Annotated in this window: 25 protein-coding genes; 12 read left to right on the top strand and 13 right to left on the bottom strand. The window is 39.5% G+C overall.

All coding sequences use genetic code 11. From position 1 onward, the window contains the following. The 4 genes from ubiE to OA91_RS09925 form a co-directional block, all read right to left on the bottom strand. Complete coding sequence (gene ubiE / locus OA91_RS09940; RefSeq protein ID WP_046015630.1) at positions 1 to 756, bottom strand: bifunctional demethylmenaquinone methyltransferase/2-methoxy-6-polyprenyl-1,4-benzoquinol methylase UbiE; 756 nt, start codon at positions 754 to 756, stop codon at positions 1 to 3. Between the two features lie 179 nt (positions 757 to 935). Next, positions 936 to 2,450 (bottom strand): GGDEF domain-containing protein, encoded by a 1,515-nt coding sequence (locus OA91_RS09935; protein WP_063338094.1) that lies wholly within the window; start codon positions 2,448 to 2,450, stop codon positions 936 to 938. A gap of 14 nt (positions 2,451 to 2,464) precedes the next feature. Beyond that, positions 2,465 to 3,094 (bottom strand): thiol:disulfide interchange protein DsbA/DsbL, encoded by a 630-nt coding sequence (locus tag OA91_RS09930; RefSeq protein WP_046015632.1) that lies wholly within the window; start codon positions 3,092 to 3,094, stop codon positions 2,465 to 2,467. A gap of 202 nt (positions 3,095 to 3,296) precedes the next feature. Beyond that, complete coding sequence (locus OA91_RS09925; protein ID WP_046015633.1) at positions 3,297 to 3,899, bottom strand: c-type cytochrome; 603 nt, start codon at positions 3,897 to 3,899, stop codon at positions 3,297 to 3,299. Between the two features lie 203 nt (positions 3,900 to 4,102). Between OA91_RS09925 and yihA the strand changes: the two genes are divergently transcribed. Continuing rightward, positions 4,103 to 4,738, top strand: a complete 636-nt coding sequence (gene yihA / locus OA91_RS09920; protein ID WP_046015634.1) for a ribosome biogenesis GTP-binding protein YihA/YsxC — start codon at positions 4,103 to 4,105, stop codon at positions 4,736 to 4,738. A 77-nt stretch (positions 4,739 to 4,815) separates the two neighbouring features. Here the strand turns inward: yihA and OA91_RS09915 are convergent, their stop codons facing one another. Together OA91_RS09915 and mutY are read right to left on the bottom strand one after the other, a co-directional pair. Beyond that, complete coding sequence (locus OA91_RS09915) at positions 4,816 to 5,100, bottom strand: oxidative damage protection protein (protein WP_046015635.1); 285 nt, start codon at positions 5,098 to 5,100, stop codon at positions 4,816 to 4,818. 100 nt (positions 5,101 to 5,200) lie between these two features. Continuing rightward, entirely contained in the window at positions 5,201 to 6,250 is a 1,050-nt protein-coding gene (mutY, locus tag OA91_RS09910; protein WP_063338093.1) for an A/G-specific adenine glycosylase, read from the bottom strand. Between the two features lie 608 nt (positions 6,251 to 6,858). Here mutY and hisB point away from each other — a divergent pair. From hisB to hisF, 3 genes are read left to right on the top strand one after another with little or no spacing between them, the layout of a single operon-like run. Then, positions 6,859 to 7,452 (top strand): imidazoleglycerol-phosphate dehydratase HisB, encoded by a 594-nt coding sequence (hisB, locus tag OA91_RS09905; protein WP_009834134.1) that lies wholly within the window; start codon positions 6,859 to 6,861, stop codon positions 7,450 to 7,452. 25 nt (positions 7,453 to 7,477) lie between these two features. Further along, complete coding sequence (gene hisH / locus OA91_RS09900) at positions 7,478 to 8,140, top strand: imidazole glycerol phosphate synthase subunit HisH (protein ID WP_063338092.1); 663 nt, start codon at positions 7,478 to 7,480, stop codon at positions 8,138 to 8,140. 52 nt (positions 8,141 to 8,192) lie between these two features. Continuing rightward, positions 8,193 to 8,966: an imidazole glycerol phosphate synthase subunit HisF gene (gene hisF, locus OA91_RS09895; RefSeq protein WP_046015638.1), complete on the top strand. Its 774-nt coding sequence runs from the start codon at positions 8,193 to 8,195 to the stop codon at positions 8,964 to 8,966. Positions 8,967 to 9,013: 47 nt separating this feature from the next. On the opposite strand, the gene OA91_RS09890 is transcribed toward hisF, so the two are convergent. Next, entirely contained in the window at positions 9,014 to 11,170 is a 2,157-nt protein-coding gene (locus OA91_RS09890; protein ID WP_063338091.1) for a helix-hairpin-helix domain-containing protein, read from the bottom strand. Positions 11,171 to 11,440: 270 nt separating this feature from the next. On the opposite strand from OA91_RS09890, the gene OA91_RS09885 reads away from it, so the two are divergent. Then, on the top strand, positions 11,441 to 11,836 hold the full coding sequence (locus OA91_RS09885) for an H-NS histone family protein (protein WP_046015640.1): 396 nt from the start codon (positions 11,441 to 11,443) through the stop codon (positions 11,834 to 11,836). Between the two features lie 55 nt (positions 11,837 to 11,891). Here the strand turns inward: OA91_RS09885 and trmB are convergent, their stop codons facing one another. The 5 genes from trmB to OA91_RS09860 form a co-directional block, all read right to left on the bottom strand. Next, positions 11,892 to 12,617, bottom strand: coding sequence for a tRNA (guanosine(46)-N7)-methyltransferase TrmB (trmB, locus tag OA91_RS09880; protein ID WP_063338090.1), 726 nt, complete (start codon positions 12,615 to 12,617; stop codon positions 11,892 to 11,894). Between the two features lie 63 nt (positions 12,618 to 12,680). Continuing rightward, positions 12,681 to 13,082 (bottom strand): DUF423 domain-containing protein, encoded by a 402-nt coding sequence (locus OA91_RS09875; protein ID WP_063338089.1) that lies wholly within the window; start codon positions 13,080 to 13,082, stop codon positions 12,681 to 12,683. Position 13,083: 1 nt separating this feature from the next. Next, positions 13,084 to 14,052 carry a WD40 repeat domain-containing protein gene (locus OA91_RS09870; RefSeq protein WP_046015669.1) on the bottom strand — a complete coding sequence of 323 codons (969 nt, stop codon included), beginning with the start codon at positions 14,050 to 14,052 and terminating at the stop codon, positions 13,084 to 13,086. Positions 14,053 to 14,056: 4 nt separating this feature from the next. Beyond that, a complete protein-coding gene (locus OA91_RS09865; RefSeq protein ID WP_046015670.1) occupies positions 14,057 to 14,527 on the bottom strand; it encodes an Rsd/AlgQ family anti-sigma factor in 471 nt (156 codons plus the stop codon). Between the two features lie 171 nt (positions 14,528 to 14,698). Further along, positions 14,699 to 15,244 carry a disulfide bond formation protein B gene (locus tag OA91_RS09860; RefSeq protein WP_052701815.1) on the bottom strand — a complete coding sequence of 182 codons (546 nt, stop codon included), beginning with the start codon at positions 15,242 to 15,244 and terminating at the stop codon, positions 14,699 to 14,701. 95 nt (positions 15,245 to 15,339) lie between these two features. Between OA91_RS09860 and OA91_RS09855 the strand changes: the two genes are divergently transcribed. Continuing rightward, positions 15,340 to 15,744: a flagellar basal body-associated FliL family protein gene (locus OA91_RS09855; RefSeq protein ID WP_046015671.1), complete on the top strand. Its 405-nt coding sequence runs from the start codon at positions 15,340 to 15,342 to the stop codon at positions 15,742 to 15,744. A 59-nt stretch (positions 15,745 to 15,803) separates the two neighbouring features. On the opposite strand, the gene gshA is transcribed toward OA91_RS09855, so the two are convergent. After that, on the bottom strand, positions 15,804 to 17,390 hold the full coding sequence (gene gshA, locus OA91_RS09850; RefSeq protein ID WP_063338088.1) for a glutamate--cysteine ligase: 1,587 nt from the start codon (positions 17,388 to 17,390) through the stop codon (positions 15,804 to 15,806). A gap of 275 nt (positions 17,391 to 17,665) precedes the next feature. On the opposite strand from gshA, the gene OA91_RS09845 reads away from it, so the two are divergent. The 6 genes from OA91_RS09845 to OA91_RS09820 all read left to right on the top strand — a co-directional run bounded on the left by OA91_RS09845 (position 17,666) and on the right by OA91_RS09820 (position 24,545). Then, on the top strand, positions 17,666 to 18,151 hold the full coding sequence (locus OA91_RS09845) for a hypothetical protein (protein WP_063338087.1): 486 nt from the start codon (positions 17,666 to 17,668) through the stop codon (positions 18,149 to 18,151). Positions 18,152 to 18,213: 62 nt separating this feature from the next. Continuing rightward, the gene (locus tag OA91_RS09840) at positions 18,214 to 18,816 is read left to right on the top strand and encodes an SCO family protein (protein WP_063338086.1); all 603 of its coding nucleotides are present in this window, start codon (positions 18,214 to 18,216) and stop codon (positions 18,814 to 18,816) included. A 38-nt stretch (positions 18,817 to 18,854) separates the two neighbouring features. Beyond that, positions 18,855 to 19,694, top strand: coding sequence for a LysR family transcriptional regulator (locus OA91_RS09835; RefSeq protein WP_063338085.1), 840 nt, complete (start codon positions 18,855 to 18,857; stop codon positions 19,692 to 19,694). 117 nt (positions 19,695 to 19,811) lie between these two features. Continuing rightward, on the top strand, positions 19,812 to 21,179 hold the full coding sequence (glmU, locus tag OA91_RS09830) for a bifunctional UDP-N-acetylglucosamine diphosphorylase/glucosamine-1-phosphate N-acetyltransferase GlmU (protein ID WP_063338084.1): 1,368 nt from the start codon (positions 19,812 to 19,814) through the stop codon (positions 21,177 to 21,179). Between the two features lie 109 nt (positions 21,180 to 21,288). Next, complete coding sequence (glmS, locus tag OA91_RS09825; RefSeq protein ID WP_063338083.1) at positions 21,289 to 23,121, top strand: glutamine--fructose-6-phosphate transaminase (isomerizing); 1,833 nt, start codon at positions 21,289 to 21,291, stop codon at positions 23,119 to 23,121. 179 nt (positions 23,122 to 23,300) lie between these two features. Next, positions 23,301 to 24,545, top strand: coding sequence for an O-antigen ligase family protein (locus OA91_RS09820; RefSeq protein WP_157203818.1), 1,245 nt, complete (start codon positions 23,301 to 23,303; stop codon positions 24,543 to 24,545). The last annotated feature ends 36 nt before the right edge of the window (positions 24,546 to 24,581 follow it).

The following is a 24,581-nucleotide window of genomic DNA, read 5'->3' as shown; positions in this document are numbered from 1 at the left end:
TTACAGCTTAAATCCCTTGTGAAGTGCAACTATGCCACCTGTCATATTTTGGTAGCTAGTGCGCTCAAAACCTACATCATCCATCATGCCTTTTAGTGTTTCTTGATCTGGGTGCATGCGGATAGATTCTGCTAAGTAACGATAGCTTTCTGAATCATTGGCAATGAGCTTGCCCATCATAGGTAATAAACGGAAAGAGTACTGATCATAAATATTGGACAGACATTCAGATTCAGGCTTTGAGAACTCAAGAATGAGAAGACGACCACCTGGCTTCAAGACACGATACATAGAAGCAATGGCAGCATCTTTATTTGTTACGTTACGAAGGCCAAATGCAATAGTGATACAGTCGAAGGTGTTATCGGGAAAAGGCAGGGCTTCAGCGTTGGCTTGAACGAATTCAACATTACCTACAACGCCTCGATTAGCCAGCTTGTCACGACCTACTTTTAGCATGGAGTCATTGATATCAGCTAAAACAACTTTACCTTGAGAGCCGACAATGCGGGAGAACTTAAGGGTCAAATCGCCAGTGCCGCCTGCGATGTCTAGTACCTTGTTACCTGAACGAACACCTGACTGGTTGATCGTATGCATCTTCCATAAGCGATGAATACCACCAGACATAAGGTCATTCATGATGTCGTACTTTGCCGCTACAGAATGAAAAACCTTGGCTACGGCGTCGACTTTTTCATCAACTGGAATTTCTTGAAAGCCAAAGTGTGTCGTTTTGTCGTGTTGATCTTGCATGAAAATGTGTCCTAAACCCTAATCTTAAGGGTGACTAGTATTCCGCTTTTGCATGTTTGACTAATAAAGTGAAACGAAGAAGACGGCTAAAGGTTAAAATATAAGGCTATTATGAAGATCTATGAGTAAAAACTCTATTGATCTCACATAATTATTATTAGATTTTTGACAAAACAGAGTTACTCACTAATCACTCTGTTTCTGCCTGCACTCTTAGCTTGATAAAGCAGTTTGTCAGCTCGCTCAAATAAGGCTTCGTGAGACTCACCCGTAGCTAGTTGAGCTATGCCTATCGAGATAGTAATAGGTACAGGTTCACCGTTAACGTTGAATGGCATCTTTTCAACGGCATCACGAATGGCTTCTGCTTTGTTTTTAGCATCCGAGAGGTTGCAATTAGGGAGCAGAAATACGAACTCTTCACCACCATAACGGAACACCATGTCTTTTTCTGAAAGGACGTTTTTTAGCTGTCGAGGTAATAGATTTAAAACTTTATCACCAGCTAGGTGACCCCAGGTGTCGTTCACATTTTTGAAGTGGTCTATGTCGAACACGCCTAATATTAGAGGCTTTTTGCTCTTTTGCGCTAGCTGACACATGGGCATGATAGTGTCTTGGTAAGCGCTACGGTTAGGCAGGTTAGTAACAGTATCTGTAGTTGCTTGTGCAATTTTTTGTTGCAGGTTTATTCGTAAGTTTGAACTGTCTTTCTCCATCTTGGAGACTTTTTGTCTGAGCTGAGTGATAGATTGAGTGGCAGTTTTCTCTTGCTCTATCATTTGCTTTTGATACTCAGTCATGGTGTTAGAAATATTATCTAAACGCACAGATATGAGTTTCTGTAATTCGGTAAGGTTGTCAGCTTCATCAACGGCGGTAGAGGTTTCACTTACTTGCTGCTGAATCTTGTCATTAAAGCTTTCCCTATGGGTAGAAAGCGTTTTTTGCGCCTTATAACTATTGCCAACACTGATGTTAATTGAAGCTAGTTGTTTATTTAGCTTGCCTAGGTAAGAGGTTAGCTCTTGCTGAGATGAGCCTAGCGCTATCATAGTTAAATTAATACTTTCAGATAATATCTGCGGCACAATTTGAAGTTTCTTTTCCTGTTCAAGCAAAGACTTAAGTTCGCTTACTTGTTCATCGTATTCGATTGGAAGTGCCAAATTGCCTAACAAGTTTAATAGAGTGCGCGAGATATCGTTAACGACGTCCTGTTCGGACTTTTCAGATTTTGTTTCTTCTTTGGCAAAAAGGCGACTGAAAAAAGAACGTTTTTTGACAGCCTCTTGATTAAAGGTCGCTTTAGTTAGGATTAAAAACTCTGCTAAAAGAGCGGGCCATTGGTAACTACTTTGCCAGTGAGAGCGAATGTTGGTTTCTAACGCGCTCTTTTTTTGATTAGGGATATGATGATTTGGCAGGCTATTTAACGACTCGATGAGATCCAACAAGCTGTCTTTAAATAGTTTGGCTCTTTCTGCTCTTGATTTATCTGCAGCGATTAACCTTGGTTCAGCTTCTTTCAAAGCGAGGCGAACATCATTTTCGTCCGCCTCACCAGAAATTGTACGCCTGATTTGAGCTAATGTTTTATCTAGCTCAGGGTCCATGCCCTCAGCCATCATACTTGTTCTAGAAACGGCCTTCCGTAAGGCTTCGACAAGGTTATCACTAGATGGATCAGGCATTGGGCCTCGCTTAATTAATTTTTCATAGTTTGGCGTTCTTGTTCGATCAAGAAATCAACCACGCTATAAATTTTATTATTACCACCTGCAGATTGCGCTGTGACTAGGTATTTTCCGTTTACGATTAAACCTGGAACACCACGTGCGCCGTAAGCTCTGATTTTTGCATCAGCTTGTGACAGACGGCTATTTACTGCAAATGAGTTAAATTGCTTTTTAAAGTTAGCTTCACTTACTCCGAATTGAGTGAAGAACTCAGCAAGTTTATCTTCAGAGTTTAGCCTACGTTTGTCTAGATGAATTGCATTAAATATTGCGCCATGTGTTTTTTCTTGTAAACCCAACAGTTCTGAAACGTAATAAGCTTTAGCTTGAGCTTGCCAGCTACGACCGAAAACAGCAGGCATAAACTTAAAATCTACATCGTCTGCGATGTTCTTGCTCCAAGCTTGAGTAACAGGTTCAAGGCTGAAACAGTGTGGGCATCCGTACCAAAAAATCTCAACAACTTCTATTTTGTTTGGGTTTGCAGTACGTACAGGGTTTTTAATCAGTGTATAGCCGTTCCCCGGACTATAGTCAGCTGCCAATAAAGATGCAGGTAAGCATAGTAATACAGCTAAAGTGATTAAGATCTTTTTCATGAAATCATCCTATGTATTAGAAAAAACTAGGGGCATGTCTATGCCAATAAGGTTGCAAGCAGTAAGTTAGGATTCCGCTAGCAAACAAAAGTTCATTCGAATGTTGGAAAAATACAAAAAAACCTCCACGTGGAGGTTTTTTTAGTCTCAAGCCTCTGTAGTAATGCACTCACTCAGAGGTTTGAGTTAGGTTTGGATTCCACTAGTACAAACCTTGAATGTAGCTAGAAACCGCTTTGATTTCGCGATCATTCATTTTGAATGCGATATCTTGCATGATTTTAGCTGGGTCATTTACACGCTCGTTGCTTTGGAATTTCTTCAACTGAGCTGCAGTGTAGTCTGCGTGTTGACCTGCAAGTGCAGGAAATGCTGCTGAACCTAGGCCTTTACCTGCTGGACCGTGGCATGCCATACAAGCAGGAACGCCAGTTTTTGGGTTACCTGTACGGTAAACCGCTTTACCAGCTTCAACAAGCTCTGGATCTGCCTGACCAGTAACCACTGGGTTGCTAGCAAAGTATGCTGCAATGTCACTTAGGTTTTGGTTGTTGTAACCATCTAACAAGCCAGTCATCTCTGTCACAGGACGTGAGCCAGATTTGATGTCTTTAAGTTGCTTTAGTAGGTAACCTTCTTGTTGACCTGCTAATTTAGGAAAGTTGGCAAGTGCGCTATTACCATCCGCACCATGACATGCTGCACAAACAGTCGTCAATTCTTTACCCGCTTCTGGGTTACCTTGCGCTACTGCGGCAGAAGATGCCCCCATTGCGACCAACATACCAATTAGTACTTTTTTCATTCGCTGCCCCTGACAATCCAATCAAAATGTGACGACTTTACCTGGCGAGTAGAGTCACCACCTAATTTGCCCGCCTATTAAACCAGATTTTCCAGCATGTTTAACTAGTTTAAACATGGTAAATAAGCAAATTAGCAGGCATTATATACAACCAGATGTAAAACGTGAACGCTAATCCTACTCTATTGACGAATATCAAGTATATGACACCCTTTGATTCCATTTTTCGCTCGGCTCATTTTATTAAAAGTGCTGAGAAATTATCCCAATGCCCAGTTGACCAAGGTTTAGAAGTTGCCTTCGCGGGAAGATCTAATGCGGGTAAATCAACTGCCCTAAATACCTTAACTGATCAGAAGAAACTGGCGCGTACTTCGAAAACGCCGGGACGTACCCAGTTGATTAACTGTTTTGGGCTAAATGTTGAAGATCGTCGTCTAATAGATTTGCCAGGTTACGGCTTTGCGAAAGTACCTGTTGCCATGAAAATGAAGTGGCAAGCGCATATGCAAGACTACCTAATGAATCGCCGCTCTTTGGCTGGTGTCGTTTTGGTTATGGATATACGTCACCCTTTAAAAGAGTTTGACCACATGATGTTGGACTGGGCTAAGTCTAATAAAATGCAAGTTCATGTGATTTTGACTAAATCTGATAAGTTAAAGCGTGGTCCTGCAAAATCAACTAAGTTGCAAGTGGCTAAAGCTCTTAAAGATTTAGAGGTAATAGGGACTGTACAAACTTTCTCCGGTTTGAATGGCGATGGTATTGATGAGCTTAGATTGAAATTAGCAACTTGGCTAAATCTAGAATTGTTTATTGAGCCTGAAGCAGAGTAATTCTGTAGAAGCTATAAAAAAAGCCGCGATTAATATTAATCGCGGCTTTTTTGTGTCTGTTATTACGGATTTAAGTTTTATAGCTCTTCTATATCGTCAAAATCTGTATGGCCTTGAATTTTGTCTGTTTCTTCATTGTTAAAAAACTTTTCCATCTGCTCCATTATGTATTTGCGTGAGTCTGCTTGCATCATGTTTAGTTGCTTTTCATTGATCAGCATAGTTTGCAGGGCTTGCCACTCTTGCCAGGCTTGTTTTGAAATGTTTTCTAGAACATCAATTCCTTTTTGGCCGGGAAAAGGTGCGCGATCTAAACCTTCAAGCTGCTTCTGATGTTTTTTGCAAAAAACTGTCTGTGCCATCTTCTCGGCCCTTATCTTGTTCGTATAAAAATGAATTATGTTTTAATAATGGGGCTTTAGCCCCAAGTTTCAAGCTATAAAGTTGGCTTGATTCATTGCCTTATTTATCTAATAAAGGCGTCAGAATTTTGCGAACCGGCGTTGGTAAACCTAAAGCCATGGTTTCTTTTAATGTATACCATTTGTATTTACCATCTTCACCTATTTCGTCGCTGGCTTGAATGCTTGCTAAGTAAGGCGTTATCTCTAAATGATAGTGGCTAAAGGTATGACGAAACTCTGTGAGAGTGCTTAGGTTTTCTATTGTTACTTTAAACCTTTGCTCTGTGGCTAACGTTATGGCCTCATCTTGGCTTTCAGGCAAACTCCACAATCCACCCCAAATACCTGTGCTTGGTCTTTTTTCTAACAAAACTTTTCCATCCGGGTTTTGTAGTACCAACATATCTGTTTGTCGTGTTGGAATACTCTTTTTAGGTTTTTTAATCGGGTAATCTGTTGGTGTACCTGAGGCAAGGGCTTGGCAATCATCTTGGATAGGGCAGAGCAAACATTGAGGCTTACTGCGAGTACAGAGAGTGGCACCCAAATCCATCATGGCCTGAGTGTAATCGCCACAACGTTTTGCCGGCATATAGCTCTCAGCTAGCTCCCACATGGCATTTTCGGTTTTCTTTTCACCTGGCCAAGTATCGATTGCATGGAAACGACCTAAAACCCTTTTAACATTGCCATCTAAAATAGCCGTTTGCTCATTACGAGAGATAGATAGAATTGCAGCAGCCGTGGATCTACCAATACCTGAAAGTTCACATACGCCTTCTAAGCTTGCCGGAAAAGTGCCATCAAGCTCATTAGCCAGCACTTTCGCTGCTTTATGAAGGTTTCTGGCGCGAGCGTAATAGCCTAAACCACTCCAGTGAGCGAGCACTTCATCTTCTGGGGCATCAGCAAGATGATATACATCCGGAAAGCTTGTCATGAATTTCTGATAATAGGGAATAACAGTCACTACTTGAGTCTGTTGTAACATAATTTCTGAAATCCAGACCCGGTAAGGCGTTTTATCCATTTGCCACGGAAGATCTTTGCGTCCATGTTGATCAAACCAAGTTAAAACTCTGTCTGCAAAATTATCGATAGGCTGCATTTTTGTGTCACTTAAATAAAGGTGGCGGCATGATATCACTAGTAATTAGCTTGCCATAACCTTTGCTTAAGGAAACTTCGAATCAGTCTCCTCTTCTCAGTCTCCTCTTTTAAGGTATATGGAAAAAAAGTGTCAAACAAGGTATCACGTTGATGCAATCTAGGCACATTTCGAGAAGAGCTAACACAGAATGACGCTTTTTCTGATATGCCGTTTAAGTATTCTTCAAAGACCCGGAGGGCGTGACCTAAAAGCCCTATATTTACGTTGAGGGCCTTATCAATAGAATAGCTATTAAGTTTCGCCCCTCGTCATAAATCTAGCGGCTTTTATCTACACGCTGAGACGGGAGTGCTTATTCATAGCTTCCTTAAAGTAGAACTTAATATATGCAAATAAAGTTGGTTTAATTTCCCGTTTAATTCCTTTATATAACTGCTTTTAGCGGCATTTTGAGTATATAATCGAGATCCTATGCAAATTTGAAAGTCGTTCAGCTTACTCGTTACGTCAGTCCGTATGAGTTGCACCCTCTTAGTGAGTCTAGAGAGAAGTCTTTTATTTTTATTGATTCAGCCAATACCAACAATGCCAGGAGAGTAATTCCTATGTCAGATCGGATCGCTAGTGTTGAGCGTAATACGCTTGAAACACAAATTAAGGTAAGTATTAACCTAGATGGAACAGGTAAATTTAACTGTGAAACAGGTGTGCCTTTTTTAGATCATATGTTAGATCAAGTTGCACGACATGGTTTGATTGATTTGGATATCCATGCAGTTGGTGATTTACATATTGATGCCCATCACACGGTAGAAGATCTAGGCATTACCCTAGGCCAAGCTTTTAATCAGGCTGTTGGCGATAAAAAGGGTATTAAGCGCTATGGACATGCTTATGTACCATTAGATGAAGCCTTGTCTCGTGTGGTTATCGACTTTTCAGGCCGTGCTGGACTAGAAATGCACGTGCCTTTTACTCGTGGCTCGGTCGGCGGCTTTGATGTTGATCTTTTCTCTGAGTTTTTCCATGGATTCGTTAACCATGCTCAAGTGACACTTCACCTTGATAACTTACGTGGTAAGAATACTCATCACCAAGCTGAGACAGTATTTAAAGCGTTTGGTCGCGCTCTACGTATGGCGCTAGAAGTTGATGAGCGTATGGCAGGTCAAATGCCATCTACTAAAGGTTGTTTATAAGCCGTAAGGCTCAGAGGGCATAAAAATGACACTAGCAAGTAACAAAACAGTTGCAGTCATTGATTACGGAATGGGAAACCTACACTCGGTAGCAAAAGCATTAGAGCATGTTGCTGACGAGAATACACAGGTAATAGTAACAAGTGATCCAGCCGTTATTGAGGCTGCAGATAGAGTGTTATTACCTGGCGTTGGAGCGATTCGTGATTGTATTGGTGAAATGTACAGCACGGGTTTGGTGCCAAGCATCCAAAAGGCGATGAAAGAAAAGCCATTTCTAGCGATTTGTGTAGGGATTCAATCCCTTATGTCTCATAGTGAAGAGAATGAAGGTGTTGATTGTTTAAATCACTTTGCAGGCAATGCGCTTTTCTTCGGTGAAGAGCACAAAGACTATGATGGCAGTAAGTTAAAAGTTCCTCACATGGGTTGGAATCAGGTTAAGCAAAGTATTGCGCACCCTTTATGGAAAGATATTCCTGATCAGGCACGTTTCTACTTCGTACACAGTTTTTATGTTGTGCCAGAAGATAAAAGCGAAGTGGCTGGGACCTGTGATTATGGCCATGAATTTTGTGTCGCTTTAGCAAGAGATAATGTGTTTGCAGTTCAGTTCCACCCTGAAAAAAGTCATAAAGATGGTTTGCAGCTTTATAAGAACTTTTTGAACTGGGATGGCAAGCCTTAGTTTGTTTTTGAATTATGCCTGAATATACGGCAGCAAGAGTTGAGGAGTCGAAATGGGCTTAGCAAAACGTATTATCCCTTGTTTAGATGTTGATAATGGCCGTGTGGTCAAAGGGGTTCAGTTTCTTGATATTCGTGATGCGGGTGACCCTGTAGAGGTCGCTAAGCGTTATGATGAACAAGGTGCTGATGAGATTACTTTTTTAGATATTACTGCCAGTTCAGATGATAGAGCGACTACTGTTCATATGGTTGAAGCCATCGCTAGTCAGGTATTTATTCCTTTGACGGTTGGTGGTGGTATTCGCACTTGTGATGACATTCGTCGCATGCTGAATGCGGGAGCGGATAAGGTTGGCATTAATACTGCTGCAGTGTTTAATCCTGAATTTGTAAGAGAAGCTGCCCAACGTTTTGGTTCACAATGTATCGTAGTTGCAATTGATGCAAAAAAAGTGAGTCAAGAAGGTGAAGAAGATAAATGGGAAATATTTACCCATGGTGGCCGTAAGCCAACTGGCTTAGATGCGGTTGAGTGGGCTAAGAAGATGGTTGATTATGGCGCTGGTGAAATTTTGCTAACTAGTATGGATAGAGACGGTACTAAAAACGGTTTTGATCTAGGTGTTACTAGAGCAATCAGTGAAGCTGTGCATGTGCCTGTGATCGCCTCTGGTGGTGTAGGTAACCTAGAGCATCTCGTTGATGGCGTTATTCAAGGTAAAGCGGATGCTGTGCTTGCTGCAAGTATCTTCCACTTCGGGGAGTACACTGTTCCTGAAGCAAAAGAGTTTATGGCTGAACGTGGCATAGAAATGCGTCTTTAGTTATTGCAGGCATGATCGGCTTATCATTAGCCGATCATGTTTTGTTGTTATAGACCTATGGCTTTTAAAGAAATTCTTTTTCGTTTCTCGTCCACATCTAACACTTCCACTTTTAAAATATCGCCAACTTTCACTAAGCTCGCAGGATCTTTTACGAAGCGGTTCGCTAGTTGTGAAATATGAACTAAGCCATCCTGATGTACGCCAATGTCAACAAAAACGCCAAAAGCCGCTATATTGGTTGCAACCCCTTCTAGAATCTTGCCTTCTACTAGATCAGAAATCTTTTCTATTCCCTGGTCAAATTTTGCGTATTTAAACTCAGGCCTAGGATCTCTTCCAGGTTTGGCTAACTCTAAAAGAATGTCTTCAAAGGTATAGTTATCAATGTGAGGGAACTCACTACGCAGTGATTTAATCTTGTCGATGGCTTGTGTATTACTGATTAATGCTTTTACCGAAGAGCCAAGTTTTGTGGCGATTTCAGCCACTAATGGGTAGCTTTCTGGGTGAACGCCAGATGCATCCAGTGGGTTATTACTGGTTTGAATTCTTAGAAAACCAGCACAATGCTCAAAGCTCTTATTGCCTATGCCTTTAACCTGCTTTAGCTCACTCCTATTGGTAAAGCTACCATGTGCATTTCTATAGGTGACAATATTATTGGCTAAGCTTGGGCTAAGGCCAGAGATATGCTCTAACAAACTTGCAGAAGCTGAGTTTAGGTCAACGCCTACTTTGTTAACACAATCCTCAATAACAATATTCAACGCCTCTTTTAATCGACTTGTTTTTATATCGTGTTGATACTGTCCTACACCAATTGATTCAGGATCAATTTTAATAAGCTCTGATAGGGGGTCCTGTAAGCGTCTAGCAATAGATATTGCGCCTCTAATAGTCACATCTAAATCAGGAAACTCTTTGCTAGCAATTTCTGAAGCAGAATATATAGAGGCTCCTGACTCGCTGACAGTGACACATATAGCATCTAGATTTTCTCGTTTAATTAAATCATTGAGAAATTTGTCTGTTTCTCTCGATGCTGTACCGTTTCCTAGTGCGATTAAGCTAACCCTAAAATTTTTAATTAAATTTATTAATGTTTCTTCACTTTGATGTTTTTTGTTTTGCGGCGGGTGGGGGTAGATGACAGCATCTTTTAGAAAGTTTCCCTGTTCATCAATGACGGCTATTTTGACACCATTTTTGAATCCAGGGTCAAGTGCCATGATTCTTTTGTTACCAGCAGGCGCTGCCATTAATAAGGCTTTTAAGTTCTGGGAAAAAACATTAGATGCTTCATTTTCTGCTTTATCTTTCAATTGAAGCAATAGGTTAGATTCTATTTTAGGGAGGACTTTAGTTAGCCATATCTGGTTTAAAATCTCTTCTTGAATGAAAGAAGTTCGATTTTGTCGAACTGTGTATTTTAAGTTGAGACTATTTAAAAAGTTTATAGCCAAACGGGGTATTTCATTTGTAGATAAACTGAGTGCTAGTTTAATAAAACCTTCTTTTTTGCCTCTAAAAAGAGCGAGAGCTCTGTGAGAGGGGATGCTTTTAATTGCCTCGCTATAGTCGAAGTAATCACGGTACTTTTCACCTGCTTCCTTTTTTCCTCTAATAACACGGCTGTTGATCATACCCGTATTATAAATATAGGTTTCACAGGCTTGTATGAAATCTGGCGTCAATAATAGAGGTTCACTGATCAGGTTAATAATATGTGTCTTAGCGTTTTCCAGAGAGATGTTTTCATCAATATTCTTAGTGTGTGCTAATAGTTTTGCATCGTTCCAGGATGTCCAGTGATTCCATGATTCTAAAGCCAGTGTTTCGAAATCTAGGTTTCTTGCTAATTCAAATACGCTCAGTTTGGTTGATTTGTAGGGGGCGTAAATTTCTTCAAGTTGTTTTTTTGTTTGGCTTGCTTGAATGCTGTTTTTTAATTCGCTTGTTAGTTGTTTATTATTTGTTAGCTTCTCTATTAATTTAATTTTATTGTTTTCAAGTTCTTGTAATTGCTTTTGTCTTATTTGGAAATTACGTAAATCAATATCACTCAAACCTTGAGTTTGATCCTTTCTGTAGCGTGCAATAAAAGGAATGCTTGCACCTTCATTAATCAGAGAAAGTGTGTTTTTTACAATTTTTACAGAAATATTAAATTCTTTCGCTAGTTGGTTTTCTAAATTAAACATTTATTACTTAATCCAATAGTTATCATTACAAACTTTTTACAAAAAAATAAGAAATCCATTATTCTTGCATGATTTCAAAGGAATAGATTCATGAATCGGGCTTTAATAATGGATGAAATGACTTTAAAGCACATTATATATACGGTTTTTTAAATGAAATAATTAAACACATTAGATTTTTTGCAATTCTTAATTTAGAATGCATTTTGATTTTAATGTGTAACGTGCTTATATTTAATTTATCACGTTTTTTATATTCAGAGGATAATTATGAGTCTTTTACTTGAACTTGCTGGCAATAAAGCAAAAGCACGCGCTGCTGCTAAAGAATTAACCATTGCCCAATTAGAAAATCTAATTTCTGGTTTTTCTAATGCACTAGAAAAGCTTAAGGAAGAGGAAAGCTTACGACAAGCTGAAGAGGCTCAAAGGACTGAGAAAGCAGAAGAGTTAGCAAAACTTATTGCTCAAAGCGGATTAACACTTGATGAAATTGCTGCACTTTCTGCACCTAAAGCAATTGCAACTAAAGGTAAAAGTGTTGAGCCAAAATATCGTTTGGAAGTAAATGGCGAAGAGCATTTATGGACTGGACGTGGCCGCACACCAAAAGTATTCCAAGAATACTTTGATGCTGGTAATAGCCGTGAGAGCTGTGAACTTTAAGTTCATCTGATTAAATTGAGACAATTAGTTTAATTGTCTCAATTTAAATGTTTCGTTATTTCTTGGTGTAGATTAAATCCCAAACACCATGCCCTAGTTTTTCTCCACGCAACTCAAACTTTGTTAATGGACGCCACTCAGGTCTTGGGTGATACTTATTTGCGCCAACAGAATTGGTGTAGTTTGTTTGCGCTTCCATCACTTCCATCATATGTTCTGCATAAGGTTCCCAGTCGGTTGCCATATGAAAATTACCTGACTCACTTAAAATTTCAGCGATTTGGTTGGCAAAGCTTGCTTGTACTATGCGACGTTTGTTGTGTTTCTTTTTATGCCAAGGATCTGGAAAAAATAATTGAAAGCAGCTTACAGAAGCTTTGGGGATACATTGAGCCATCACTTCTATTGCGTCATGGCAATATACTCTTAGGTTTTTAACTTCTTCTTCCTTGGCTGTCATCATAAGCTTAGCAACACCTGGTGGGTGAACCTCTATGCCAATGAAATCTTTTTCTGGAGCATTTTTTGCCATTTCGACTAGGGATTTACCCATGCCAAACCCGACTTCAACTACTACGTCTGCTTGACGGCCAAAAACATCTTGATAATTAAGTAGTCCATTTTCTACATCAAGCCCATAAAAGTCCCAGTTTTCGTCATAGGCTTTTTGTTGACCTTCGGTCATTCTACCGCCACGAACAACAAAGCTACGGATAGTTCTTTTATGCTCAATTTCGTCTAAATTGGGTTTGTTTTCTTGGTTTTTGTCGAGTTCTGTCATGATTTTTAATGCAATAGGTGGAAATTTAAAATGAGGGGCAATCCTAGCTTAATATAGGTCTGTTTAGCTAGTCGTCTTGGTTTTTAATCTTAAAAAGAGCCATATCATATAGCCCCAACCTGCTAAAAAGAAAAGCCCGCCAATAGGTGTGAGAATAGCGAGAGATTTGTTGCTTGTGAGGGCCATAAAAAAGAGGCTGCCACAGAATAAGAGGCTGCCGATACTAAATAGGGTGCAGCAGTGCCTTATTTGGGGAAGACTGGTGTAAAAAGATAAAGTAAAAAGAGATGCTAGGCTGTGATACATCAGATAGTCACTCGCTGTTTGCCACCAGACAATGTTTTTGTCTGGTAAGGCGTTCTGGAGTGCATGTGCGCCAAATGCTCCAGCAGCTACAGATATTAAACCGAGTAAAGGTGGAAGGATATAGAATACGCGCGCGATATTAGGGTTTAGGTTATTCATTCTAATCAAGCATATTTAATAAGCCATTACTGCCAATAGCATAATACTTATCACCAGAACCGAAGGCGACAGCAAGAACTGAAGAACCTGTTGGTCTTAATTTATCTTTTTTGTTGAGTGTCCAAGATTTAAGTGTGTCGCCTGTTAATACACTTAATAACTTTACGCTACTGTTAATGCCGCCAACTAATAATTGCCTATTATCAGCTGAAAACTTTGCTTTACCATAAGTGATATTTCTAGATGTTAGGCCGCCAGTGCTTATTTCACTGACAACTTCGCCTGAACTTGTTGACCAAATTTTTGCTGTGCCAAGCTGTGCAGCAGCAAAAACATATTTGCCATCTGATGAAAGGGCTACAGATGCAATGCGATTTGAAAGCTGCCATTTCTGGCGTTGTTCACCTGTTTTGATGTCCCATAGTATGACGTTGTAATTGTCGTCTCCTGTAACGGCAATTTCACCTGCTTTATCTAAGGCGACGGCACGAACGATGGCGCCTGTTCTAAGGGTTTGTTTGATGCCTCCGTTTTTAACATCAAAGTAGCGCGCAGTTTGATCATCCATACCTACCAAGGCGAAGTCACCATTCTCATTCGCCATGAGTGACTTAATATCTCCAGGTGTGTTCCAAAAACCCTCAGATTTACCTGTCACCGTATTCCAAAGAACTAATGTTCTTGCTCCTCCTGTAATTGCATAACTACCACTAGGGTCAATATCAACACTGATTAGAGGAGTGAACTCATCTTTTGCATGGTTCCAATTGAAACGCCTTTCGTTACTCTGGACTGACCATAAGCTGCCTCCATGCTGGATTGAGCCTACTAGTGACGTTTTTGCATCATCACTAATGTCAGCAGAGTAAAGTCCTTGGCTTGCTAATTCTGAGGTGCTAACGGCATCCCCAGATGAGCAGGCGATTAACAAGGTAGAAAAAGAAAACACCAAAAAGGATTTAACCAACATCTTATTAAGCACTTTTCTCGCTATGGGCCTCATGTAGTTCTTCTATCAATCGATCTTCTAAGCTAAATCTTTCTGCCATAACTAGGCTCAAAGCTTGTAGAGAAAATGGAAGTGCACCAAGCAATTCATTGCAGTGCTCTTTTGTGTCAAATTTATCATTAAACTCAACCACAACTTCGGTTGTGCCTTGAATTTCAGGTAGTAATTGTTTTAGCAGTAATAGAGCGCCATCATCGTTAAAGGCTTCAGCTTCTTTTGCTAATTGTTCATAAACCTCAAAGTGGCCTGTTGAGATATAATCAATTAACTGCTCGCATACCTTTTGAATATTGTTTGTATCCAAAGGTGTGAACTCGCCACGTTCCTTCAGTTGGACAAAGTTAATAATGAGGGCCTGGCGTGCATTTAACCAGCGATCTATTAAGTCGTGTACGCCACCCCAACGTTCTTGTGCAGATTTACAACCTTCTAACATGAGTATGACTCCATTTTGAGATTAATATCATTAGCGATAAATCTCTTATTTATGGCATTTGGATATGGCATTTGAGATATATCGCATGTCCTAACGCTTCCTAGCATATGCCCATCATCATTAGGCTGCAAGCAATGATGATGGGGAATTTGAATTGTAAATAGTCTCAGCTTAACGTTTCTTAAAGCTGCAAAAGATTACAAAATTTATAATGGCAATTCCTGCAAATGCGACTAGCGTCCAACCGGGAATGCTTAAGCCCAAAAATGTCCAAACAACATCGCCGCATTCACCTGTACCCATAATCATAGCGCTCATGACTTCTTGCCAAGGAAATACTTCGACCATATAGCTTAGCCCAGGCAGGCAGGCAGGCAATTGATCTTCAGGTAGGTTTTGTAGATATAGGTGTCTAATAGACAAAGCAGCGCCTAAAACAGAAAAAGTTGTGATGGCTAGAGCGTAATATCTAATTGCTGAGCTAGACTTATGTAAGAAGGAAATTAAAGCAATTATGCCAACGATTAAGAACATAATCCTTTGCAGCATACATAACGGGCAAGGCTCAAGCCCCATCTCATACTCCATATAAAAGGCAACGCCTAGTAATGCGAAGGAGGTAAATGCGATAAGCCCATGAAAGGCTGTTGGAGTTAGCCATTTGAAAATGCTGTGACTCGATTCTTTAAACGTCAATTGGTTTTCTTTGCTAGGCATTGCAATTCCTTAAAGATTATTAAACTAATTACTACTGACAAAACTCCTGATAGGGAGTTAGTATACTGTCAATTTAACTTTAAATGAGAGAGCTCATGTTATTCCGTATTGTTTTTTCCCTACTTATTTCAAGCTTGGTATTAGCTTCGAGTGCATTTGCTGAAAATGATTCCCCATCAATGCCAGTTTATATTGAATTAAGACCAGATTTTATTGTGAATTATACGACGGAGAATAATCGACTCAAATATATTAAGGCAAGTATTACCATTAGAGCCTCTGGCGCCCAGAGTGCAGGCATTATCGAAGCAAATATGCCAATCGTAAGAGATGGTTTGGTTATTTACTTATCAGAGCTTAGAGCGAATCAGCTAAAGGGAGCTATCGCGAGAGAAGAGTCTCGTAAAGGTGCGATTGATGTACTTAACGAAAAGCTAAAAGAAGAAACTGGCCAAGAACCTATTTTAGATGTGCTCTTCTCTAGCTTTGTAACTCAGTAACTGCTTGGTAAGAAAGCCATAATCTTTATGGCTTTCTTAGATACAATCTCGGCTTGAACTTATTGAGGTTTGAGATACTCATGTAAGAACTCATCAAAAGTTAGCTCGTCACTCTCTTCAATGTGCTTTTGACGCTGAATAGATGCAATAGATTCTTGCTGAAATTCGCTTTCAATTTCTGAGCTTAAAGACTCTTCCTGCCATTTAGCTTGATGCTTGTTCGCAAGTGCTAACATCGCTTTAGCATAACTACCTTCTTCTATTGATAAATTAGATATTTGATCTGAAGGTAATGTTTGCTTGCGATTTATCTTGTCAATTTGTTGTTGAACCGCGCTAACATAGGCTGCATTTCCTGTTAGCTTAGTCAGTGTATTGGCGACTTCTAAAATGTCATCTAATAGCATGCCTGCTTGATTTTTAATGCTAGCAGGGCCTTCTAAGAAGCGAATGACTTTATCAAGATCTCGCCCTTGAGTGACTGTTTCTTGCTGAAGAGATCTAAGTGCTTCACACTCTTCTGAAGTGAACTTCTCATCTCCGCGTAACATGCAATAAACCAAGTATGTGTCGAGGAAATAGAGAGTATCTTTACTCATACCAATAGCAGAGAAAGGGTCTAAGTCCATTATTCTGACTTCGATATATTCAACCCCTTTATCTCTTAATGCAGCACTTGGGTGTTCACCGGACTGGGCCACTCGCTTAGGGCGAATGTCGCTATAGTATTCATTCTCAATTTGAAGAATGTTGGAATTCAATTGGCGATATTTATTATCAACCTTGACGCCAATTTTTTCGTATTCAGAATACGGTGTTTGAATCGCATTTCGAATCGTTTGTATATAAGTTGATACTTCGTTGTAACAAACATAAAGATCCGCCTGGGCGTCATTGCTGTAGCCCAAATCACTCATTCTTAAAGATGTTGCATTAGCGCCAATAAGGGTGTCTGAGCTAGTTTCTGTTAGTTTGTTGTGGCCATTTGGTAAAAAACTTTTGTCGATTGCAGGAGATGCACCGAACAAAAGAGGGAGTAACCAAGAGCTGCGCCTGAAGTTTCTGATTAAAGCGAAGTAAGACTCAGATTTGAAATCGGTAGATGAGGTTTGGTTGTCTTCTTTATAGCTTTTTAGGAAGCGCCAAAAGTCTTCATCAAAAGAAAAGTTATAGTGCATGCCTGCAATACATTGCATGACACGGCCATAGCGATAAGAAAGTCCTTGTCGGTATGCGTGTTTTAATTGGCCTGAATTTGAGCTGCCATACTCTGCAATAGGTACATCTTTATCGCCATCTATTAGCCCAGGCATACTTGCTGGCCAAAGTGACTCGCCTTCTTTTTTTAATTCTTTGCTAACAAATAAGTGGATGTTGTCGAGCTCTTCTAGTGCACCTTCAACGTCAGGGTGAACGCTAGTAATAAACTCTAACAAGGCTTCTGAGTAGTCTGTTGTCACCGATTTGTGAGTGAGTGCCGAGCCAAGAGATATTGGGTGTGGTTTATGTGAAACACGGCCATCTTTATTGTTTACTCTTAGTGCTTCTCGCTCTATTCCACGGTGAAAGGTAAGCGTACTGGCGTCTTGTTCGTTAATGCAATATGTAGAAAGTGCTTGTAAGGCATTGTGTAAAGAGGTCGACAAGGCAAGTTCCTTAAGGCAATAAAAATGATTGGCTGATTGTACTCTGTTTCAGGTGAGACACAATATGATAAAAGCGACTTATGTTTCTGCTCTTTGCTTTCCTTAATATTTGCTATTTATACCGAATGATTTGAACTTAATATAATTTGTTTTTGTCATTGAATAATTTGGTGAGAATCAAACTTAGTCTCTGTATGATGTGTCACCTGATTATTGTGCGTTATCACTAGTATGTTTATTTTTTAACTTGAAAATTTTCTGGGCTGTTTTTTGAGATGAAACCTAAGTTTCTTTTACTTATATCTGTTGTTGCATTACCGCTTTTATATTGGATATCGAATAATGCTGCTGAATTCGTGTTGGCGGATACTGAAAATGCAACAAAAATTTCGACCAATGCATGTCAGTTTGGTCAAGATGTTTGTGAAGTGAGTATTGATCAGCAGGATTACCTTGTTTCTGTTGTGAATGACTTTTCAGCAGGGCAAGCAATCCAAATTGAAGTCGAGCCAAAGCAGCTTACTGGGCGTGAGCAAAATAATTTAGAGAGTGTGCACTTTCTTCTTCAAGGTAAGACCATGTATATGGGCATTAGCGAGACACAGCTTCAATTTGTTGATGGTAAATGGGTAGGTTTACTCAGAATCCCTTTTTGCACGACTCAAGTTATGTTGTGGCAACTGGATATGACGTTGCAAGAAAGTGGTGATAACTATTTAGCCAGATATGAGTTTGAGATGAGGCAGGAAAGTGGTTATTAATTGAGTATTGCCTCTCTGACTCTAAAGATAAGGTTTAAATCCATATTAAAGGAAAGCATGGAATGTTAAATAAAAAGACTAGTATTGTGATTTTAATGGCTTTGGCGCTTTTAGCTGGTGTTGGCAGTGCATTGTTTAAAGGTAAAGAAGCAAGTGGATCAAATAGTGCTTTCTCATCTTTAGGTGGTGAATTTACTTTGATGGGTGCTGATGGACCTGTTAGCTTGAGTGATTTTAGAGATGATAAGCTTGTTCTTATGTTTTTTGGCTTCACTCATTGTCCTGATGTTTGTCCTATTTCATTGACTAATGTCGCGCGTGCAATGAAGCAGCTAACGCCAGAGCAGGCAGAGCAAGTACAGGGGATGTTTGTCAGCTTAGACCCTGAGCGAGATACACCTACAATACTGTCTAACTATGTATCTTTCTTTAATGAAAGTTTTGTCGGTGTAACAGGAACGAAGAAGGAAATAGATAAAGTCGTTCAACAATACGGTGCTGTATACCGTATTGTAGAGCTTGAGGATTCAGCGATGGGCTATAGTGTTGATCATAGCTCTAGACTTTACTTGATTGATAAGAAAAGTGAATTGGTTAAGTTGCTTTATCATGACTCAAAGCCTGAAGAGATCGCGCAGGCGATAGTTGCTACCTTAGCTCAATAGGTTTTAAACTTCACTCTCCTTTAAAAGGTGAGCGATAGATGTCAAAAATAACATTGGAACAATGGCGAGTTCTCCACACGGTTGTTGATGCTGGAGGGTTTACCCAAGCGGCTGAAGTGCTACACAAAAGCCAGTCCTCTATTAGTTATAGTGTTACTAAACTGCAGCAACAGTTAGGTTTTTCCATTCTTGAAATGGAAGGGCGAAAAGCTAAGTTAACGGATAGAGGCTTGATATTGCTGGAGCATTCACGTGCATTATTACAGCAGTCTGAGCAGTTAGAGAATCTAGCTAATGCATTAAATCAAAACTGGGGTGATGAACTACATATTTATATTAGCCCCAGTGTCCCATACTCTTTACTTCTTCGTGCTATTACTGAATTTAAGAGAGTGTCTCCAGGTACAAGGTTGAGCTTTAGTGAAGAGCTTGTTTCGAAAGTAAAACCCGAACCTTATTGTGCTCATACGAGTATTAAGCTAACTACTAACGCCTCAGAAAGCGATTTATCTGCCTCTATTTTAAAGCTTGAGATGGTTGCTGTTGTTTCAAAAACTCACAAGCTTGCTTTTCAATCTGATGGGGTTTGCTCTAGAGACTTGAAACGCGAGCGACAAATTGTGATTGATAGCCATTTAATGAGCGATGATACTTTTCAGGTTGCCAATATCCCTGCTGCAATTGCTATGGTTGAAAGTGGAATGGGTTACGCCTATTTGCCTCTATGTGAAGTAGAAAGTGAGTTGGTGTCGAGTAAGTTGTGTTCCTTGAACTTAATTAATGATTCTATTTTATCCTGTCCTGTCTATGCGCATATTGAAAACCCAGAAGGGCAAAATAATAGCGCTGAGTTATTTATTAATATCCTTAAAAGTTAAATAGTTAATTACTTGTCATTTTATTTATGACAATTTGGGTTGTTTTGATTTAACGCTCAAGGTTTAATTGCAAAATATTAAATTAATAATGAAAGTTAATAATTCTTTGGGGTGTTTATGAATCAGGATGTCGTAGTCTTAGCTGCCGGCAAAGGCAGTAGAATGAAGTCGAATAAATCTAAGGTGCTCCATAATATTGCGGGTGTACCTATGATAAGACGAGTATTAGATACGGCTACGACACTTGCTAATGTTAATTTACACCTTATTGTTGGGCATCAAGGTGATGCTGTTGCAGAAGCGTGTCAGAGCTTTGGCGCTAACTTAGTTTGGCAGAATAACCCAAAAGGAACGGGCGATGCGGTTAAGCGAGCTGTTGATAGTTTAGATCCAGACGGTATGACGTTGACCTTATATGGTGATGTTCCACTGATTCGTTCTGAAACTTTGCAAAAAATGGCATCGCTAGCAAACGAAAATACCTTGGTGTTATTAACTGCCGTTCTTGAGAGTGCGCAAGGTTACGGTCGCATTGTGCGAAATGAAACTGGCAAAGTAACGGCAATTGTAGAGCAAAAGGATGCTTCTGAGACTGAGCAAGAAATTAAAGAAGCGAATACTGGTATTTTGCTAGCGCCAAATCAAAAACTCATTCCTTGGTTATCTCAGTTGAATTGTAATAACGCTCAAGGTGAATATTATTTGACAGATGTTATCGCCATGGCGGCACGAGATGGTGTTGAGATAGTCACTGTACATCCAAGCTCGGAAGCGGAAGTGTCTGGCGTGAATGACAAAATTCAATTGGCTCAGTTAGAAAGAGAGCTGCAAAAAAATCAAGCAGAAACGCTTATGGCTGAAGGCTTAACGCTTGTTGACCCTGCTCGATTTGATCTGCGGGGAAAATTGAAAATAGGCATGGATTGTCAAGTCGATGTTAATTGTATCTTTGAAGGTGATGTTGAGCTTGGAGATAATGTTTCTATCGCTGCCAACTGCCACCTTAAGAATTGTGTGATTGGTGATAATACTGTTATTAACTCTAATACCTTGATTGAGAATAGTCAGGTAGGCGATAGCTGTAATTTAGGTCCTTTTGCTCGCCTAAGACCTGGCTCCGAATTGGCAGAAGGTGCCAAAATCGGAAACTTTGTAGAAACAAAGAAAGCGGTTATAGGAAAAGGCAGCAAAATTAGTCACCTTAGTTATGTAGGCGATACCCAAATGGGTGAAGAGGTGAATGTTGGGGCGGGTACGATAACCTGTAACTATGATGGTGTTAACAAGTCGCTAACTCAAATTGGTGATGGTGTATTTGTTGGCTCTAACACTTCTTTAGTTGCCCCTGTTGAAATTGGTGAGGGTGCGACTATTGCTGCTGGATCAACAGTGACAAAAACAGTTAATAAAGATCAATTAGCTTTTGCCAGAGCACGTCAGATAAATAAAGATAACTGGCCAAAACCTGTTAAAAAGAAATCATAAGAACGGTTTTAAAAAGAAAATTATTTTAAAAATAATATTTATTGAATGATTAAAAGATTAAACATGCTTTAAACATATCTTGTTTAAAGATGTTGTTAAGGAAAATATTATGTGCGGAATTGTTGCGGCAATAGCAAAAAGAAATGTTTCAAAAATCTTAATTGAAGGTTTGAGTCGTCTTGAATATAGAGGATATGACTCTTCTGGTGTAGCGGTTAATAATGAAACCGGTGTTTATTCTCACCGAGCTGTGGGTAAAGTTCAGGCTTTAAAGGATAAGTTTGAATCTACCCCGTTAGATGGTCAAATCGGGATTGCTCATACTCGTTGGGCAACTCACGGTAAGCCAACAGAAGCGAACGCTCACCCTCACTTTTCTAGTGATGATTTGGCGCTTGTTCACAACGGTATCATTGAAAACCATGAAGTGTTACGTAATGGCTTGATTGAGCAAGGTTATCAATTTAAATCTGAGACAGATACGGAAGTGATTGTTCACCTTATCCATGCTGAGCTTAAGCGTGCGGATCAGTTTGACCTTTTATCAGCAGTACAAGCGGCATTGTCTCAACTAGAAGGTGCCTTTGCGATCGCGGTTACTCATAAGGCTGAAAAAGAGCGCTTTATTGCTGCGCGTAAAGGTAGTCCCCTCGTTGTTGGTGTTGGTATTGAGGAAAATTTTGTCGCTTCAGATCAGCTGGCTTTATTGCATGTTACTGACCAGTTCATCTTCCTTGAAGAGGGTGATGTAGTGGATGCTAGCCGAGAGGCTGTTGTTATCTATAATGTGAACGGTGAGCAACAAGAACGACCTGTTCATGTGTTTAATCATAATGTCGATGCAACTGATAAAGGTGAGTATCGTCATTATATGATGAAAGAAATTTATGAGCAGCCTGCTGTTATCAGTGCATGTCTTGAAGGGCGTATCAGTAAGGATAAAGTCTTAACTAGTTGCTTTGGTGCTGATTCTGCTTTTTTAAGAGATATTGAAAACATTCATATCGTTGCGTGTGGGACAAGTTATCATGCAGGTATGGTTGCAAAATATTGGATAGAAGATCTAGCTGGCCTTCCTTGTACGGTTGAGGTTGCAAGTGAATATCGTTACCGCAAGGTTGCTGTGCCTAAAAATACGTTATTTTTAACGCTTTCTCAATCTGGTGAAACGGCAGATACTTTGGCTGCCCTTCGTATGGCAAAAGAGCTAGGCTATCTCACAACTTTGGCAATCTGTAATGTGCCATCGAGTACCTTGGTGCGTGAATCTGCGTTAACACTGTTAACTAATGCTGGCGCAGAAATTGGTGTGGCGTCTACAAAAGCATTCACAACTCAGCTGACAGCTCTGCTAATCACGAGTGTAGCCATTGCTGTAGAGCAAGGTCTTCCAGAAGCTAAGCAAGCTGAACTTGTTCAGGCGATGCGTGATCTACCGGCTCATGTTGATGCTGCATTAATGCAAGACTCACATATTAAAAATGTAGCGGACAAGTTTGCGAATAAACATCATGCTTTATTTCTAGGTCGTGGACCTATGTTCCCGATTGCGCTTGAAGGTGCATTGAAGCTTAAAGAGATCTCTTACATTCACGCTGAAGCTTACCCCGCAGGTGAATTAAAACACGGCCCTTTAGCGTTAGTTGATGAAAGTATGCCAATTATCACCATGGTGCCTCACAATAATTTATTGGATAAGTTAAAATCTAACCTTCAAGAAGTTAGTGCACGTGGTGGTGAATTGTTTATCTTTGCTGATAGATCAACGGACCTGCACAACGAAGACTCGATCACCTTTACAGAAGTGCCAAAAGTGCCTGAAATACTAGAGCCAATCGTTCATACCATTCCAATGCAGTTATTGTCTTATCATGTTGCTGTAGTTAAAGGCACGGATGTGGATCAGCCTCGAAATTTAGCTAAATCTGTGACGGTTGAGTGATATAAATCTGGCTTTTTGGTATAAAAGATTGGCATCTTATTATTTTACTTAATTGAAGGCTTTATTTCAGTATTCTTATATGTTTTAAGCATGAGATTATGGATAGGAAAAAAGTTTAAAAGTACTAACCTCAAAAAACATATAAAGTTAGAGGTTATTTTTAGAGATATTGACACATAATGAAAAAAAAATTTTCTTCTTTGATATGGTTTTTTGCAGCTTTAACTTTAGCTTTATCAATTGGTTTACCGGATGGTTATAATTTAGGTATATTTCTTATTTTTTTGTCATCTTTCAGTATAGTGTTCAAGAATCATAAATGGACAGTTGATGGAGAAGATAGGTTAATATTACTTGCTTTTGGTTTATATACTATTAGCTTTTTTACAGCGATTTATTTTGACGATGGAGAGGTTCGACGTTTAGATAGGCCATCTCGATTCATTCTTGCCTTACCTGTATTGTTATTGTTATTAAATCATTCTGAGAGAAAGCATTGGCTCTGGTATGGTTCATTAATTGGTGCAGCTAGTGCATTTATAGTTGCATATTATGAAAAGGCAGTTTTAGGTCTTGATAGAGCTCATGGAGGAGAAAACCCAATAATGTTTGGTAATATAGGTATGATGTTAGGCTTGATAAATTTTGTATCCGCAACTTATTTTTTTACAGAGAAACGATACAAATTTACGATTTTAGCTATTTTTGCTGGCTTTTTAGGTTTGACTGTATCTATTTTATCCGGGACTAGAGGGGGGTGGGTTGCTTTGCCAATTATTGGTTTTTTTCTAGTGTGGCAATCTCGTAATTTACTCGGGAAAAGAGTGCTTTACACAGTCGTTCTGGCATCTACTGTGGTTTTTTTAACTGCAATTTTTACTCCTCATATAGGTGTAAAAAATAGAATAGATTTAGCGTTAGAAAATATTTATCAATATCATCAAGGCGTTAAAACTGAGACACCTGTAGGTTATCGGTTTGATATGTGGAAAGCAGCTTTTGTTATGTTTGAAGAGTCTCCAATCATAGGTGTTGGTAATCAAGGTAGCTTAGATATTAAGAAAAGGATGGTAGAAAGTAATAAAATATCAGAAAAAACCCTTAAATATAGTCATGCGCATAATGAATATTTTGAAGCACTTAGTAAGAGAGGGATAATAGGTCTATTTTTTCTTATTTTAGTTTATATTGTACCTTTAAAGCTTTTCTTACGTAAAATGAAAAAGTACTCTAATAATTGGAAAATTAAGTCTTATGCTATGGCTGGAGTATTGGTTCCAATGTCTTATATGGATTTTTCATTAACGCAAGTTATGTTTGGGCATAATATAGGTGTAATGATGTACGCATTTCCTATAGTGTTTTTCTGGGCCGCTACGCGTTGGGCTGAAAGGGAAGAGCGAGAGCTGGGGAATATAGCTTAGTTTATTATGGCTTAGCTTTTAGGTATTTTATAGATA

The organism is Marinomonas sp. SBI8L (genome assembly GCF_001624705.1).
GTDB lineage: Bacteria > Pseudomonadota > Gammaproteobacteria > Pseudomonadales > Marinomonadaceae > Marinomonas.
The sequence above is the reverse complement of the archived record's forward strand: the minus strand, read 5'-3'. Positions and strand labels throughout refer to the sequence as shown.